Origin of the sequence: Pseudomaricurvus sp. (assembly GCF_965662505.1) — a bacterium.
Taxonomy (GTDB): domain Bacteria; phylum Pseudomonadota; class Gammaproteobacteria; order Pseudomonadales; family Cellvibrionaceae; genus Pseudomaricurvus.
In genome coordinates, this window is the sequence record NZ_CBFIHX010000032.1 from 16,371 (window position 1) to 32,777 (window position 16,407).

The 16,407-nt window shown below is 51.9% G+C and carries 14 protein-coding genes; 6 read left to right on the forward strand and 8 right to left on the reverse strand.

Going from position 1 to position 16,407, the window contains the following annotated elements; translation table 11 throughout:
* Positions 1-7: 7 nt before the first annotated feature.
* Both ACTG33_RS06490 and ACTG33_RS06495 read left to right on the forward strand, forming a co-directional pair.
* Complete coding sequence (locus ACTG33_RS06490) at positions 8-712, forward strand: 2'-5' RNA ligase family protein (RefSeq protein ID WP_439134386.1); 705 nt, start codon at positions 8-10, stop codon at positions 710-712.
* Between the two features lie 89 nt (positions 713-801).
* Positions 802-1,167 carry a DUF6164 family protein gene (locus ACTG33_RS06495; RefSeq protein WP_439134387.1) on the forward strand — a complete coding sequence of 122 codons (366 nt, stop codon included), beginning with the start codon at positions 802-804 and terminating at the stop codon, positions 1,165-1,167.
* Positions 1,168-1,235: 68 nt separating this feature from the next.
* Here ACTG33_RS06495 and ACTG33_RS06500 read toward each other — a convergent pair whose 3' ends face one another.
* The 4 genes from ACTG33_RS06500 to ACTG33_RS06515 form a co-directional block, all read right to left on the reverse strand.
* Positions 1,236-2,957, reverse strand: a complete 1,722-nt coding sequence (locus ACTG33_RS06500) for a protein kinase domain-containing protein (RefSeq protein ID WP_439134388.1) — start codon at positions 2,955-2,957, stop codon at positions 1,236-1,238.
* Positions 2,958-3,039: 82 nt separating this feature from the next.
* The gene (gene cynS, locus ACTG33_RS06505; protein ID WP_439134389.1) at positions 3,040-3,483 is read right to left on the reverse strand and encodes a cyanase; all 444 of its coding nucleotides are present in this window, start codon (positions 3,481-3,483) and stop codon (positions 3,040-3,042) included.
* Positions 3,484-3,591: 108 nt separating this feature from the next.
* Positions 3,592-4,401, reverse strand: a complete 810-nt coding sequence (locus ACTG33_RS06510) for a formate/nitrite transporter family protein (protein ID WP_439134390.1) — start codon at positions 4,399-4,401, stop codon at positions 3,592-3,594.
* A 360-nt stretch (positions 4,402-4,761) separates the two neighbouring features.
* A complete protein-coding gene (locus ACTG33_RS06515) occupies positions 4,762-5,238 on the reverse strand; it encodes an Lrp/AsnC family transcriptional regulator (protein ID WP_439134391.1) in 477 nt (158 codons plus the stop codon).
* A 334-nt stretch (positions 5,239-5,572) separates the two neighbouring features.
* On the opposite strand from ACTG33_RS06515, the gene ACTG33_RS06520 reads away from it, so the two are divergent.
* The 3 genes from ACTG33_RS06520 to ACTG33_RS06530 all read left to right on the forward strand — a co-directional run bounded on the left by ACTG33_RS06520 (position 5,573) and on the right by ACTG33_RS06530 (position 10,713).
* Entirely contained in the window at positions 5,573-9,118 is a 3,546-nt protein-coding gene (locus tag ACTG33_RS06520; protein ID WP_439134392.1) for an indolepyruvate ferredoxin oxidoreductase family protein, read from the forward strand.
* A 57-nt stretch (positions 9,119-9,175) separates the two neighbouring features.
* On the forward strand, positions 9,176-10,243 hold the full coding sequence (locus ACTG33_RS06525) for a Glu/Leu/Phe/Val dehydrogenase dimerization domain-containing protein (RefSeq protein ID WP_439134393.1): 1,068 nt from the start codon (positions 9,176-9,178) through the stop codon (positions 10,241-10,243).
* Between the two features lie 155 nt (positions 10,244-10,398).
* Positions 10,399-10,713, forward strand: coding sequence for a hypothetical protein (locus ACTG33_RS06530; RefSeq protein ID WP_439134394.1), 315 nt, complete (start codon positions 10,399-10,401; stop codon positions 10,711-10,713).
* A 33-nt stretch (positions 10,714-10,746) separates the two neighbouring features.
* Here ACTG33_RS06530 and ppk2 read toward each other — a convergent pair whose 3' ends face one another.
* Positions 10,747-11,535 (reverse strand): polyphosphate kinase 2, encoded by a 789-nt coding sequence (gene ppk2 / locus ACTG33_RS06535; RefSeq protein ID WP_439134395.1) that lies wholly within the window; start codon positions 11,533-11,535, stop codon positions 10,747-10,749.
* A gap of 197 nt (positions 11,536-11,732) precedes the next feature.
* Entirely contained in the window at positions 11,733-12,623 is an 891-nt protein-coding gene (locus ACTG33_RS06540; protein ID WP_439134396.1) for a helix-turn-helix domain-containing protein, read from the reverse strand.
* 521 nt (positions 12,624-13,144) lie between these two features.
* Between ACTG33_RS06540 and ACTG33_RS06545 the strand changes: the two genes are divergently transcribed.
* Entirely contained in the window at positions 13,145-14,854 is a 1,710-nt protein-coding gene (locus ACTG33_RS06545; RefSeq protein ID WP_439134397.1) for an FAD-dependent oxidoreductase, read from the forward strand.
* Positions 14,855-14,999: 145 nt separating this feature from the next.
* Here ACTG33_RS06545 and ACTG33_RS06550 read toward each other — a convergent pair whose 3' ends face one another.
* Both ACTG33_RS06550 and ACTG33_RS06555 read right to left on the reverse strand, forming a co-directional pair.
* Positions 15,000-15,131: a hypothetical protein gene (locus tag ACTG33_RS06550; protein ID WP_439134398.1), complete on the reverse strand. Its 132-nt coding sequence runs from the start codon at positions 15,129-15,131 to the stop codon at positions 15,000-15,002.
* A gap of 174 nt (positions 15,132-15,305) precedes the next feature.
* Positions 15,306-16,407, reverse strand: a 1,102-nt coding sequence (locus ACTG33_RS06555; RefSeq protein WP_439134399.1) for a TonB-dependent receptor, incomplete at its 5' end; no start/stop codon positions are given.

Below are 16,407 nucleotides of genomic sequence, written 5' to 3' on the forward strand. Positions count from 1 at the left end.
AGCAGGTGTGTCCTTCTATTATCCTCAGGTGTATCAGACCTTTCTTGATGGTCGCTTTACCTTACCTTCCCGATCGGGAGAATATCCCGACTGGCACAAGGGGCGTGAGCACTACTACTGCTGGGCTGTGTCGGTCGATTCTGCAGCCATTGCCAGCCGTTGGCGGGCAGCACAACAGCACTATGCCTATTATCTACGCGAGGATTATCATCATCAGCTACACATCACTGTGGCGGTGTGCGGTTTCTGGCAGCCGAAGGATCTGACCACTGCCCATAATGATGATTACACACCGGATATGCTTGAACGCCAGGTGAAAGATCTCGAAGCCATGGCCAGCAAGGTGGCGTTGCACAATCACCCCGAAGATTTCTGGTCTCTGGATGTGGGGGGCGTTAACAGCTTTTTATCGGCGCCGTTTCTTGAGGTGCGGGATGATCACGGAGCGTTGAGTGAATTGAGACAGCTGCTGCTGCCCAATGGTGAGGATTTCCGCTCAGAAGTCTACTGTCCCCACATTACCCTGGGGTTGTATCGAGACCGGTTTGAGACGGCGACCATCGCTACAGATTTCTCTAGCGCCATTGATACCATGCCGCTCAAAATGAACATTCAGACACTGGATTTGTTGTCCTACGACGCGCGGTCTCCTACCTCGCCCCTGAGGCGGGAGCGCAGCATTGAGCTATACCCAACGACAGATACCTTATAGTTTGACAGATACCTTATAGTTTGATGGCAACCGATCGCATCCCATCTAAAGTCATAACCCAAAGGTCATAATGAGAAGGTAAGAGTAACATGGCTGAATTGCTGTTCAGGCTAAATGGTGTGCCTGAAGATGAAGCGCTTGAGGTGCGAGCCTTGCTTGAAGAGGCGGGTATTGAGTTTTACGAAACGCACGCTGGAAACTGGGGAGTGTCCGTTGCTGCGATCTGGCGGGCAGATAACACCGGTCAGTTGGAGGAGGCAACCGCGCTGATTGAAGAGTATCAGCGGCAGCGGTTGCAGTCTGTTCGCCAGGAGGCGTTGGAAAATCCCCCGGAATCCCTGATGCAGCGCTGTCTTCGACATCCGTTTCAGGCTCTGGCAGTTGTCGTCGCTATTGGTTTTATCCTTTTCCTTTTGATTGCACCGTTCCTGACTGCTTGGGACGATGTTCAGTAATTATAGGTAATCCCTTGAGCGTTGTGCTTGATGAGTCTGACGTGTCGATAATCACGACTCAGCAATGATCAATGACGAATCAGCAAAACGACCACCATCACCGCAAGCATGAACGAAACGCCCTGCCAAAAGGCGACCGGGTTGCGTTCGAGCAGCGGTGGGCGGGCCTTATTTAAATACTGCTGATTGGGATGGCGCAGATCGTAGAGAAACTCGGAAATTTCTTCATAACGCTTGTGCGGGAATGGCTGGAGTGCTCTTTTTAATGTGTCGTCAATCCAGGCGGGGATCTCCCGATCAACATCGAGTACGGATTGATAATTCAAATTTCTCTGACTGCGCACGGTTCGTGATTGAGCAACCTTGTTGCCATAGGGAAAGCGACCCGACAGCAGGTGGTAGGTGAGGACGGCGAGAGAGAACTGTTCCGACTTGGGGGTTCCTGCTTCCCCTAAAAAATACTCGGGTGCCGTGTAAAGTGCGGTTCCCAGTAAATGATTTTGTTCGCGGTCGGACAGATTTTCTGCCAGTCCGGCAACATAGGTGGAGCCAAAATCAATGATTTTCACGGTACCGTTTTGGTCGATGATGATGTTGTCAGGCTTTAGATCCTGATGCAGCATATCCATACGGTGAAACGCCATCAGTCCTTTGGCGACCTGTTCAATAATGCCGCGTACCGTTTCGACGTCGGGTGTGGGGTTGTCCCTCAGCCATTGTGCGAGAGTTTGTCCCTGAATGTATTCGGTTACCGTGTAGAGAAAATGTCGGCCTCGGTCTTTGCGTCCAGCTTTCAATACATGGTTGTTGTTGATGCGCCGGGCAATCCATTCTTCAGTGAGGAAACGTTCCAGGTATTCGGGATCACCGCGCAAATCGATTGAGGGCGTTTTGATGACGACCTGGGTGTTGGTGTCATTATCCCGAGCCAGATACACATGGCTGCGACTGCTGGCGTGCATCTGTCGAACAATGGTGTAGCCGTCGAATTCCTGGCCGGCCTCCAGTTGCGGTGGAAAAGGCAAGGTCTCGATCTGGTTTTTGAATTCTGTGATCTTTCTTGACGGTAAGGCATCAACCCGAACCAGTTGCAGGCTAAGATTGTCATCGCTGCCGTTTTGATGGGCCTGATCGACCAGTGATTTGGCCGCAGTATTCAGATCGCTTTCGTGTCTGATGGCTTCAATCAGCTGCTGAGGTTCCAGGAATTCATAGACACCGTCAGTTGCTAGTATAAAAACATCATTCGCTTGAACCGAGACAGATTTATAATCAAACTCACATTGCGATTCGACGCCCAGAGCACGACTCAAATAACTTTTATCTTCGCTGATCCATAAGCGATGATCTGCGGTTAATTGTTCCAATCCGCTGTCATTAAAACGGTATACACGCGTGTCGCCGGCGTGGAAAACGTGCGCGGTGTTGGATTTGATAATCAGAGCGCTCAGTGTACAAACATAGCCCTTATCCTTGTCGTAGCGGTAGGGGCTGTTTTGAGTCTGTGAGTAGAGCCAGGCGTTGGTTGCATCCAGTACTTTGCTGGCTGACTTCTTAACCGACCAGGCGTCGGACGTGCAGTAATAATCATCGAGAAAATTTTTAATCGCCGTTTCACTGGCAATGCGGCTGACATTACTGCTGCTAATGCCGTCGGCCATGGCGACTGCGATGCCTTTAAAGTCCCGCTGTGAATTTTGAGGCAAACGGACGCCAAGGCAGTCCTGATTTTCTGCCTTGCGCCCTTTGTCTGAGTGTTGACCTACCGTCACCTTCAGCGAGTCGGACATTGCATTATCCCTGTCACTTTTTGTCAACGGTTAGAGTAGGCTAGCGTGATCTTTTTGAAAAGATGTTAGGAGCAAGATTGTTTTAATAACTCTTGTACGGCAGAAACTTACCACTCATGGTAATTTTAACCCGATCACCTTTCGCGTCTTCCTGGCGTTGCAAGTCCATATCGAAATCGATCGCGCTCATGATGCCATCGCCAAACTCTTCGTGTATCAGTGCTTTAAAGGTTGTTCCGTAAACGCTGATCAGCTCGTAGAAACGATAGATCAGTGGGTCGGTGGGTACTGCCGTTGGCAGTGAGCCTTTATAGGGAACCACTTGCAGTTGAGTGATGGCGTCTTCCGGCAGCTCCAGTTTTTCACCAATCACTTTGGCTTGATCGGCATCCAGCGTCATTTGTCCCAGCAGTGCGGCGGTTGTCCACTCTTTGCTTTTGCCTATGGCGCTGGCCAGTTCCGGCCAGGTGAGTTGTTTTTTCAGCTTTTGAAGAATGATCAGTTCTGTTACTTCGTTGCGTGTCATTGGGATTACCTCGTATAAGTCATCAGGAAAGATGTAATCAATGAATGGGAGTGCGAAGGAAAATGACGGGCCAGATGAGGCCCGTCATTCATTCAATGAACTAAAATATCAGTAAGCGCGTTTAGGAGCAGTTCTGACGTGAGTGCTATAGAGAGTCAGACCGGTAAAAGCCAGTCCGCCGACCAGGTTGCCAAGAACGGTTGGGATCTCATTCCAGATCAGGTAATCCATCACAGAAAAGTCAGCACCCATGATGATGCCTGATGGGAACAGGAACATGTTAACTACGGAGTGCTCAAAACCCATGGCAAAGAACAGCATGATAGGCATCCACATGGCGATTACCTTGCCGCTAACAGACGTGGAGATCATTGCGCCAACCACACCCATAGAAACCATCCAGTTACACAACATGCCACGGATGAAGATAGTGAACCAACCGGCCACACCATATTCTGCATAGCCCAGAGTACGAGACTCACCTATGCCGGCAATTTTCTCTCCAATCGCACCGGGGTCAGTATTGAAACCGTAGGTAAAGATAAAAGCCATCATAAAGGCAACGGTTAGCGCGCCGGCGAAGTTTCCAACGAACACCAGTCCCCAGTTGCGCAGCAAGCTACTGGTCGTAACTCCCGGTCGTTTATCAAGCAGAGCCAGTGGTACCAACACAAATACCCCGGTCAGCAGGTCAAATCCCATGAGGTATAACATACAAAAACCGATAGGGAAGAGAACCGCACCCAGAATGGCTGAGCCTGTTGTGGTCGTGACAAAAATTGCGAAGGAAGCCGCAAGCGCTAAAATCGCCCCGGCCATATACGCTCTGATTAAAGTATCACGAGTCGACATAAAAACTTTCGACTCTCCGGCGTCAACCATTTTGGTGACGAACTCCGCAGGGGCTAGATAAGACATGGGATGCTCTCGTATTGATGGATTTGAAATTGATAGAGCAATGGCTATGCCAACTTATAAGAGCAGCAATGTTTTGTATTTATTTGTAATAACTGTTGCCGACAAAAAGCGGCGTGATTTTCTTCTGCGTTGTTGTGGTGCAGCCCTTTGCGCTAGCGGAATTGAGAGATAGCTTGGTGGTGCTCCATGGTGGCACTTTTTATAGCTTTTCCTGATCGCAAATTGTGCTTTCAATCCTGAGGAGTGTCTTGTGAAAAGTTCGACGCCAGAAGAGTGTGCTTTAAGGGTGCGTCAATATGGTGCATCGAGGATGGTGTCGGGTGATCAATGAACTGATAAATGCACAGGGGGAGTGCCAATTTACAGTTGAGTATCCAGCGGCAGCGACGTGGTATTTTTGATGGCGGTGACCGCCACGTGAGAGTGTATTTCCTGAATACCGGGCATTTGGGCTAAAAACGTTCGCACGAACTGTTCATAGTGGCGAATGTCTTTTGTCACAATTTTCAGCATGTAGTCCATGGTCCCGGTCATGGTGTAGCACTCCGTGACCTCCGGAAGACCGGCAACCGCTTGTTCAAATTCTTCCAGCGACTGACGACCGTGCACACTCAGTTTTACACTGCAAAAAACCACCACGTCCATACCCAGCTTTTCAGCATCGAGTAATGCCACACGCTTTTGTATATAGCCTTCACTCTCCAATCGATTAACCCTGCGCCAGCAGGGACTTTGAGACAGTCCGATGCGGTCTGCCAACTCTGCGGCGGTGAGACTGGCATTTTCCTGCAACAGTTTGAGAATCTTGAGATCGGCACCGGAAATCTTGTCCTGCATGATTTACCTCGTTAGGGCTAATTCATGGGTATATATATGCACTATAGACCCGGAAGCGCGAAAGAAAACAAAAAAATACCTCATGGGCTCGATTAGAATCTTGTGTATGGGATCTGACTGGTCAGTCGACGGGGCTGAGCCTATGGTTAACTGAGCCATGGTTAACTGAGCCTATGGTTAGCTGAGCCTATGGTTAATAGGGCTGGGTCTATGGTGAACGAGCTTGGTTCATGGTTAACAGCCAGCTTAACCGCAGCAGTCCCTTCTTAAATAAAATCAATAAGACGAAGCCGCAAGCACGGTAGTGTGTTGCAGTCTGGCAGGAGAACACCGTATGTCAGAAGTGAAATTGGACAACAGTTCAAGCTCTAAGCCCGCTGTGACCCAGATCGGGTTAGAGGACAAGTACCGGTTAACCTCCGGTCGGGCTTATATGACCGGGATTGAGGCGCTGGTGCGTTTGCCTATGTTGCAGCACCAGCGGGACATCGCGCGGGGCTTGAATACCGCCGGGTATATTTCGGGCTACCGTGGCTCTCCGATTGGCGGGCTGGATCAGGCGTTATGGAAGGCCAAAAACTACCTCGAGCCACATAATATCGTCTTTAACCCCGGTGTGAATGAAGACCTGGCGATGACCGCGGTCTGGGGTTCGCAACAGGTCAACCTGTTCGAAGGCGCGAAGTACGATGGCGTGTTCGGTATGTGGTACGGCAAAGGCCCCGGGCTGGATCGTTCCATGGATGTCCTCAAACACGCCAATGCCTTCGGTACTTCCCGCTATGGCGGTGTGCTGGCAGTTGTGGGTGATGATCACGCCTGTAAATCGTCCACACTTCCCCACCAATGTGAACACTCCTTTATGGCGGCCTCGGCCCCAATCCTGGCGCCTTCCAATGTGCAGGAAATTCTCGATCTGGGCATCTATGGTTGGGAGTTGTCACGCTACAGTGGTTGCTGGGTGGGACTCAAGGCGATTACCGAAAACATGGATTCGGCCATCTCTGCCGACATTGATCCCGACAGAATCAATATTGTTATCCCGGACGGCTTCGAGATGCCGGACGGCGGTTTGCACGCGCGCTGGCCGGACAAGCCTCTGGAGCAGGAAGCGCGGCTAAATCAGTACAAAATTTACGCCGCCCGCGAGTTTGCCCGAGTCAACAAACTCAACTACATCACCCACGACACGCCCAATCCGCATCTGGGGGTTATTACATCCGGCAAGGCTTACCTCGACGTGCTGCAAGCGCTGGATGATCTGGGCATTGATGAAGTCATGGCCTCTTCCATCGGGCTGCGGGTGTTTAAGGTGGGTATGCCCTGGCCGCTGGAGCCGGTAACCACACATGAATTTGCCAAGGGGCTGACGGAAATTCTGGTGGTGGAAGAGAAGCGCTCGGTGATTGAGGATCAGCTCACTGGACAATTGTACAACTGGCCGGTGCACGAGCGCCCCCGCGTGGTGGGGGAATACGATGAGCACGGTGAAACCCTGTTGACGAATCTGGGTGAGCTGACTCCGGCCATGGTGGCACGGGCAATTGCCGCACGGCTCAAACCCTTTTACCGCAGCGATGACATTGATCGTCGGCTGGCCTTTCTTGAGCATAAAGAACAATCTCTGGCCCGCCCCCGGGAGTTAATCGAGCGCTCACCTCACTATTGTTCCGGTTGTCCTCACAATACCTCGACCAAAGTGCCTGAAGGTTCCCGTGCTCTGGCGGGTATTGGTTGTCACTATATGGTGACCTGGATGGATCGTGAAACCCACACGTTCACGCAAATGGGAGGCGAGGGTGCCACCTGGCTGGGGCAGGCTCCGTTTACCGAGACGAAGCATGTTTTTCAAAACCTCGGAGACGGAACCTACTTTCATACCGGCTTATTAGCCATCCGGGCAGCAGTCGCCTCCGGTGCGAACATTACCTACAAAATTCTCTACAACGATGCGGTGGCGATGACCGGTGGCCAGCCGGTGGATGGCTCTCTGACCGTGGCACAAATCATTGAACAGCTGCGTGGTGAAGGCATCTACCGGATTGCTGTGGTGACCGATGAGCCGGACAAGTACCCGGCTGACTTTCCCAACTTTGAAGGTTTGACGATTGATCATCGCCAACGGCTCGACACCATCCAAAAAGCCATGCGGGAAGAGAGGGGCACCACGGTTATTATCTATGATCAGACCTGCGCCGCAGAGAAGCGTCGCCGCCGGAAAAAAGGCGAGTTTCCGGATCCGCAAAAACGGGTAGTGATTAACAGCGACGTGTGCGAGGGCTGCGGTGATTGTGGTGACGTGTCCAACTGCCTGTCGGTATTGCCCAAGGAAACGGAGCTGGGACGCAAGCGCACCATTGATCAAAGCGCGTGTAATAAAGACTATTCCTGTGTGGAGGGGTTCTGTCCAAGCTTTGTTACGGTTCACGGGGGGCAGTTGCGTAAGCAGCGCGGTTCTATAACCCAGTCTCTGGATATGTCACTACCGGATCCGGTGCTGCCAGCACTGGACAAGCCCTGGAATGTGGTGATGACCGGTATCGGTGGCACCGGTGTCCTGACCATCAGTTCGATTTTAGGGATGGCCGCTCACTTACAGGGTAAGGGCTGTTCCGTGTTAAATCTCACCGGTTTGGCGCAAAAGTTTGGGGCGGTGGTATCCCACGTGCGCATTGGTCAACAGCAGAGTGACATTCATGCGGTTCGGGTGCCGGCAGGCGACGCTCATTTGTTACTGGGTTGCGATCTGGTAGTGGCTGCGGGCGAAGAGGCGCTGGCCAAGGTCAATCAAAGCCTGTCCCACGCGATCATTAATGATTACGAATCCCCAACCGCGGCGTTTACCCGTGACCCGGATATTCGCTTTCCCAAGGTGGCGATGAAAAAAGCCATTGCCGCAGAAGTCGGGGAGGATAGAACACACTTCATCAATGCCAGTCAGTTAGCGGTGGAGTTAATGGGGGATGCCATTGGTGGCAATCTGTTCCTGTTGGGCTTCGCTTATCAGAAAGGACTGATTCCAGTTGACGGGGATGCGATCGAGCAATCGATTGAGTTAAACGGCGTCGCGGTCGAATTTAATAAGCAGGCGTTTTTGTGGGGCCGTCGGGCTGCGCACGACGAACAAACGGTACTGTCATTGCTGCCCGAGCATAAGCCTCCCTTTCAGCCGCTCAAGACTGCCGCCGACATTATTCAGTTTCGCAAGACGTATCTGACACGCTATCAAAATGCGAAATACGCAGAGCGCTACCTGCAGTTTGTGGAGAAATGCCGTCGCTCTGCTGTCAATGCCAATCTTGATCCGGAACATGAAGAGGTCTTTATTCAGGCGGTGGCCAAAAGCTATTTCAAACTGCTGGCGATCAAGGACGAATACGAGGTGGCGAGATTATTCACCGACACCGGGTTTATGGAGAAAATCAAAAAACAGTTTGAGGGTGATGCAAAAGGAGAATACGAGCTGCACTTTCATCTGGCTCCGCCGATTTTTTCCCGGATTGATCCAGACACCGGACGACCACAAAAGAAAGAGTTTGGTCCCTGGATGATGAAGGCGTTTTCTCTGCTGGCCAAACTGAAAATTCTTCGCGGTACGCCGTTGGATATTTTTTCGTACACGAAAGAGAGAAAAATGGAAGTTTCGTTAGTCAGTGAGTTTGAGGATTTGATGAACCGAGAAATTTTACCTAACCTCAAAGAAGAGAATGCCGAGATTGCCACGGAATGGGTGGCCTTGATCGAAAAAGTTAGGGGCTTTGGCCCTGTGAAAGAGAAGTCTGTTGAACATTGGCGCCACAAGCGCAACGAAGTTCTGGATCGTTTTTACGGCAGTGAAGCATCAGCGGTTCATGTTGTTGACCTTGATCAGGTCGTATAACCGGGGTATCTCATACCCCATCAATGCCTCAAAAGGGCTAAAAAAAGGAGTTTTGCTATGAGTGTGTTTGAGCACAGGTCATTTGATGGTCATGAGCACTTGGCGTTTTGTCATGACAAACCCAGCGGCCTGAAAGCCATTATCGCTATCCACAATACCCATCTGGGTCATGCGTTGGGTGGTTGTCGAATGTTCGATTACCGCTGCGAAGATGAAGCCATCAATGATGTGTTGAGGTTATCTCGTGGCATGACCTACAAATCCGCCGCGGCCAATTTGCCTCTTGGTGGCGGCAAGTCCGTTATCCTGGGAAATCCCCGGCAATATAAAACCGAAGAATTGCTGCGAGCCATGGGGCGTTTTATCGATTCCCTGGGTGGCCGCTATGTCGCTGCCGAGGACTCCGGTATCAGCGAAGCTGATATGAGAATCATGGGGCAGGAAACATCACACGTTGCCGGTTTTTCATCTCAGCCCGGAGAGCGCGGTGACCCGTCACCGGCTACCGCTTACGGTGTCTTTATCGGCTTGAAGGCCGCTGTGGAGCAGCGCTATAAATCCAGTGACCTTAAAGGTCTGCGTGTGGCGGTGCAGGGAGTTGGCAGTGTGGGCTATCGTCTGGCTGAAATGCTGGCCGGGGAGGGCGCCGAACTGTGGGTCAGTGATGTGTACGCTGAAAGCGCCGAGCAAGCAGCCGCGGAGCTGGGCGCGACAGTGGTGGAACCCGATCAGATTTTTTCATCACCGGTGGATGTGATTGCTCCCTGTGCGCTGGGGGCCACCGTGGATGATACGGTGTTGAGCCAATTGACCGCAGGAGTCATCGCCGGATCAGCCAATAATCAACTGGCCTACGATGATCTGGGGGCGGCGTTAAAAGCCAGAGATATACTCTATGCACCCGACTACGTGATCAACTCAGGTGGCATTATTGATGTCTATTATCAGCGTCAGGGACTGCCTTACGCCAGAGCCCACAAACACATTACTCAAACGGTCACCGAAACATTGCAGGAAATCTTTCAGCGCTCGACCTCGACCGGCGAAGCTACCAATGTGATTGCTGATCAAGTCGCCCGTCGACGATTTGAGCCGGACACTTCAGCGATAGATTGTGTTGCTTGATGCGCTAATACAATAAGCAAGGAATGGTCAGTATTGCTGACGATGATTTCAACGTTGTAGCCCTGTGGTGGAATTAAAACTGTCTATACTGAACGGGTATTGGTGGCTTCCGGTTGCCAAGTCTTAGATTTAGTTCGGTATCGCAGGAGAATGCAATGACTTTGATAGCTAAACCCCTTCGAAAAGCAGTGCTGGTGTCAGTTTGTCTTTGTCCTGTAGCTGTATTGGCCGACTTGAAGCCCGATGTTCTGGATTGCGATCCCAAAAAGGCCGCAAGAAATGCAGCGATGGATGCAGGCATTGGTGTCAGTGGTAAGTGTGATGCTAAAAAGGTTGCGGAAGACGCCAAAGACGATGCCAAAGATCGTCTCGATGATAAAAAAGATCACATCGATGATAAGAAAGACGATATGCAAGATAAAATGGACCACTCAAAAGATCATTACGATAAGAAAAAATTCAAAGATTGACTGTTTGGCTTACGCGGAGCGCGCATTGTCTCGTTAGGGGTAGAGTGTTCCGTCTGTCAGATGCTTTTCTTCAAAGGGAAAGACGATGTCACTGTCGACTTGCTGGTGGGTACGGTCTCCGTGGTCGGCATCCGTTTCAGAAACTCGAATAACGCTCAATAAATGACGTATGACGTTCAGTCTCGCTCGCTTTTTATCGTTAGCTTTAACGATGTACCAGGGTGTTCGGTCTGAATGAGTGCGGTACAGCATTTCGTTTCTTGCCAAGGTGTAGTCGTCCCAGTGCTGATGGGCGACCTCATCAATCGGGCTGATCTTCCATTGCTTCAGTGGATTAACCCGGCGGTCGTCCAGTCGCTTTCTCTGTTCCTCTTTTGAGATATCCAGATAGTATTTGACGATTTGGATTCCCGACTCGCTTAACATCGCTTCAAAGTTCGGTACGGTATTCAGAAAACTTTGGTATTCGTGCTCGGTGCAAAACGACATGACACGCTCCACCCCAGCCCGGTTGTACCAGCTGCGGTTAAATAACACCATTTCAGAGCGGCTCGGGAGGTAATCGGTGTAGCGCTGAAAGTACCAGGAATTTTTATCCCGTTCGGTCGGTTTGCTTAAGGCGATCACGCGAATATCGCGCGGACTCAGATGCTCAGTAATCCGCTTGATCACACCATCTTTGCCGGCGGAGTCTCGCCCTTCAAAAATAATCAACAATTGCAGCTCGTTGAGGATGATGTGGTTCTGCAGCTTCACCAGTTTAATATGCAGCTCATGCAATAAGCTTTTGTAATTGATTTTGTCCGGATGGTCAGTGCTCATGGTATCTCTGAATCCTGAGAGTTCAATTATCAGTCTAGAGTTTTCCGAAGTGTTTTGCCAAAAGGTTGGCGAGGATTGCTGCAGATTATGGAGTGAAAAGACAGAGCGGCGGGATAAGAGGGTGGTTTATATATAAAAGCGACTGTAGATGTGGCCAGCAAGCTTGGCAGCTCGCTGGCCGAATAACGGGGAAGTGGTTAGCTGGCTTTAGACATGGCTAAGCGAGCAAAATATTCTCTTGGGTCTGTTGGCAGGCGCTCAGATTTGGGATCCATCTGTTCGGCGCGTGTCAGTTTCTCATCGGCTATGAAGCATTTAATGGTTGGCGTCCGGGCAAAGGCGACGGAGATGGGCACACCCATCAAACTGCTGTAGCACTTGGATAAGTGAGAGGCGTCGGAAAACCCGGCTAGTGTCGTCGCTTCGGGAATGGATTTACCGGCCATGACGAAGGTGATGAAGTTGATCAGGCGACACCACAGGCGGTGTTTACGAATCGGGGCCCCGACGTTTTTCCGGAACAGTTTGATCAAGCCAGACTCAGACATGTTGACTTCTTTGGCGAGCTGTTTGACTGACATGTTTTCCGCGGAGGTTTCACGAATACGCTGAACGACATGCTCGATGCGCGGATCGGCTTTAAAGTCGTGGCGTCGATCTCCGAGGGGGCCGTAGATCAACTCGTCGAGGCATGCCAGGGCAGTGTCGAAATCAGGCTCCTGGTCGCGCAGATCTCTCAGTTGTTCGGCCAGGCTCTCCTCGTGGGAGTGGTGGCAATACAGGCCGCTGGGCGTCGGCTGCATGAGGCTTTTCAGTGCGGCAAAGTCAGGTTTTGTTTCGTCCAGATAAAAGACGCAAGAGACTGCATCGCGATTATCGACGGTGATTTTAGTGCCTGCGGAAGCCAGAATACTTTTGGCGGTGATCCATTCGTCGTGGCCGTTGGCCTGAAACCGCAACTGACCTTGAAGGCAGACCGTAAACCAGGAGTTGCCTGAGTGAATCTCGCGCAGAGGCGCGCGGTTTCGACCTAGATATAAAGAGCGTCTGGCGTCGATGTAAAACACCGGAAGTGGGTTGTTATCCATAATTTCCTCGCTGGAGTCATTGTTATTGTCGTTTTATGTGAGGTTCGATGGCTAAATATGACATGCCGGATTTTAAAATCAACCACATTTATTTTGGTGATACCACTATATCTAAAACTAAAGTATCAGGTGTGTGATGTTCACATGCTGGGAGCGGTCAGGTAGGACTTCTGGCCACGAACACAGCTTCCACTTAATTAGCCTATATGGACCAAGCTATATGCGGGTCGGGCTATAGGCGAGCCAGACTATATATGAACCAGACTACATATGAGCCAGACTACATACGAAGAAGCAGCCCGATGATCACCCCGATCATTATTCTGTGCTTATTGTTATTGCCCGCAGTATGGGGGCCGGTTTATCTGTTCATCCGTGGACCTTTGCAGCTAATATTGCTGGGTTGGGCCTGGTTCCTCAGTGTTAAACCTTCGGACATGTCCTCCAAAGCCTGTTAACAGTGGATACGACGGTGGCCGGCTGTCCTCAGGAACCGGATGCCCTCAAAAAAAGGATTTACCATGACGATTGCCGAAGTCGAGCCTCTGGCTGCTGATTCTGAAGCGACACCGCCGGATGAGGGGACAAGCACCCATGGGGATACGGTGAAACCCAAGGTTCGCATTGGCAAACGCTATCGTTCGGGTCGTGCTGCAGCTCATTACGACGTTATCGTGGTGGGGTCCGGCATCGGGGGGCTGACCAATGCCGCCCTCTTGTCGCAGTTGGGTAAAAAAGTGTGTGTGCTGGAGCAGCATTATACCGCGGGAGGGTTTACCCATGCCTATGAGCGACGTGGCTACGAGTGGGATGTGGGGGTGCACTACATCGGCGAGGTGCATTTACAGAATTCCACCATGCGCCGGTTGTTCGATGTCATCAGTGAAGGGCGTTTGCAGTGGTCGGAGATGGATCCGGTCTATGATCGAATCATTGTGGCAGATGAGTCCTTTGAATTCGTCGCGGGACGGCTGCACTTTATCTCCGGGCTGGTGAAAAAGTTTCCGCAGGATGAGGCCGTCATTCGCGCTTATGTGGATCTGATTCGAGATGTCAGCGCCAAAACCTCCCGTTATTTTGCCGGCCAGGCTCTGCCGCGCTGGATGGCGCGTGTGTATAACAGCTTGCGCCCCCGGTTTCTGCGGCGTGAGTTTTTCCAGACCACCCGTGAGGTGTTGGAAGGGCTGACTGATAACCAGCAGTTGATCTCGGTGCTGACCGGGCAGTGGGGTGATTATGGGCAGGTGCCCAGAGACTCGGCTTTTCTGATGCACGCCCTGCTGGCCGCACATTATCTGTCCGGTGGCGCCTATCCCGAGGGCGGCGCTTCGTCCATCGCACGCACGATAGTTCCCACCATTGAGAACAGCGGCGGAGATGTCTTTACCTACGCCAGAGTCGAGCAACTGCTGGTGGTGGATAATCGCGCTTACGGCGTGCGTATGGCGGATGGCAGCAAGATCACCGCCGATCAGGTGGTCAGCAATGTGGGATTTATGAACACCGTGAAGCACCTGCTACCTGAGGCGAGTCGGCGTCAGCACGGTATCAGCGAGTGGGCGCAAAAAGTGGAGCGATCCAGTGCCTCTCTGTGCCTGTATGCCGGTTTTCATGGAGATGCGGCGGCGTTGGGGCTGGATACCACCAACTTGTGGGTGTACCCCAGTGGTGATCATGAGGGCAATCAGGATCGTTATCTGCAAGACAGCACGGCCGATTTTCCTCTGGTGTATATCTCTTTTCCCTCCAGCAAAGACCCTCAATGGAATCGTCGCTACCCCCATAAATCCACCGTGGAAATCGTCACGATTGCCTCGATGGAACATTTTGAGCGCTGGCAGGGCACGGATTGGCAGCAGCGTGGAAAAGACTACGAGGACTTTAAGGAGCAATTATCACAGCGCTTGCTGGAGGTGCTTTTTAAGCACCGGCCACAATTGCGAGAGGCGCTCGACTACTATGAGTTGTCTTCTCCGCTATCCACACAGTTTTATCAGCACAGTGAGCGTGGCGAAATTTACGGTCTGAACCACAATCTGGCGCGTTTTCAGCAGCCGTTTCTGCACACCCAGTTGCCCGTGAAAAATCTCTATATGACGGGGGTGGATGTCATGACAGCAGGCGTGGGGGGCGGTTTAATGGGGGGGATGTTGACCACTATGCGAATGCTGGGCTTGCGCAAGATCACCAAACTAACGGATTTGCTGAAACACTACGTTCCTTCCCAGTGATGCACTGGCGGCGAGGAATACAGAAAAAGAGGGCTCTGTCAGCGTTCGGGTACCGTTTTTCATCGATCCCAATGCTCCGAGAGCCCCTACACGAACTTCATTCGGTATCTTTTTGAACCGGTTCCCGCATTTTAGCTGACAGCACCTAGTGCTCATCACCGTGATCGGTGTGGCTGTCCAGCCAGATCAATAACAGCCCTCCTGCGATAGAGGCTCCTAAGATAGCGGCCATGCTGAGAGTTGCGCCAAGAGCTCCAACGACGACATGCTCGACCATGATCTTCTCCTGTTCTGTGGATGACGGATTACAAATGTCTATGACTGGTTGATGGTCACAGACTACTCGCTGACAGAAAAAAGCAGTTGATACATATCAAGTGTAGTGGCAATTGACACCAGAACTGCCGGGATGACGTTCTTCAGAGAGATTCTGGTGTCAGTTTTGGATGTTTTAGAAAGTCAGGCGGATACCAGCAGTCAGACCGCGTCCGGCTTCTGGCGCCACTTCCCGCAGGAAGGACGTGGAGTGGCGAATCTCTTCATCGAGCAGGTTGTCAGCTCTGACAAACACCAGACTGCCGGCTGCGCCCAGATTCAGCGGCACGCTGACTTGAGCGTCCACTCGGGTATAGCCGTCGGTGTCCTCTTCACCGTCGCCGCTGTGGCTCTGTGAGCCGGCTTCGATGACTTGCAGAGAACCATACCAGCTGGGCTGATTGAACGTCAGCTCCGCGCCAACACGGTGTGGCGGAATGCGGGGTACATCGCCGCCCTGGTCGAATTTGGCACGCACGGCATCGCCGAACAAACGCAGGCTGAAGTTCTGGCTGAGATTCAGATTGGTCTCGATTTCGGTACCGTAGAAGTCGGCGTCCTGTTGCTGATATTGATACACCAACAGTTCGGAGTCGTGATCCTCGATCCCGGTGTTGTACTGGTAGATGTAATCATCAATCTGGTTGTAGAACAGGTTGACCTTCAGGTTGCTGATCAGACTTTGATTGGCGGGTTCCCACTCATAGCCAAGGTCCAGGTTGCGGCTGGTTTCATTGTCCAGATCTGCGTCACCCAGGTCGTAGGTCTGGGTCGCGATGTGAGCGCCGTCAGACAGCAATTCTTCCATGCTCGGCGCGCGTTCGGCAAGGCTCAGGATCGCGCTGAAATGGTGCTCATCGGTGAGGTTCCAGTGGTACCCCAGAGACGCGCTGCCGGCGTTGTGATCGAGGGTGTCGTTGGGAATCGGGCTGCCAGTGCGGGAATTGTCGGGATCCACACTTTGGCGCTCGTAGCGAAGTCCCAGTTCCACCCACTGGCTGTCCCAGTGTTTTTCTTCGATCCAGAACAGGCCGGTGCTCTGGATGTGCGTCATCCGGGGAATAAAGGCCTCTTCACCGACGGCTCCGTAGTCGCGATCCTGATATTGCAGACCAAAGGCGCCCTGCCAACCGTGGAAGGGATTGTGCACCAGCTCGACCCGGCTCTCCCAGGCTTTGCTGGTGAATTTGGTGCCAGTTTCGCCGTTTTCCAGCTCGATGTGTTGATAGTCGTTGTGG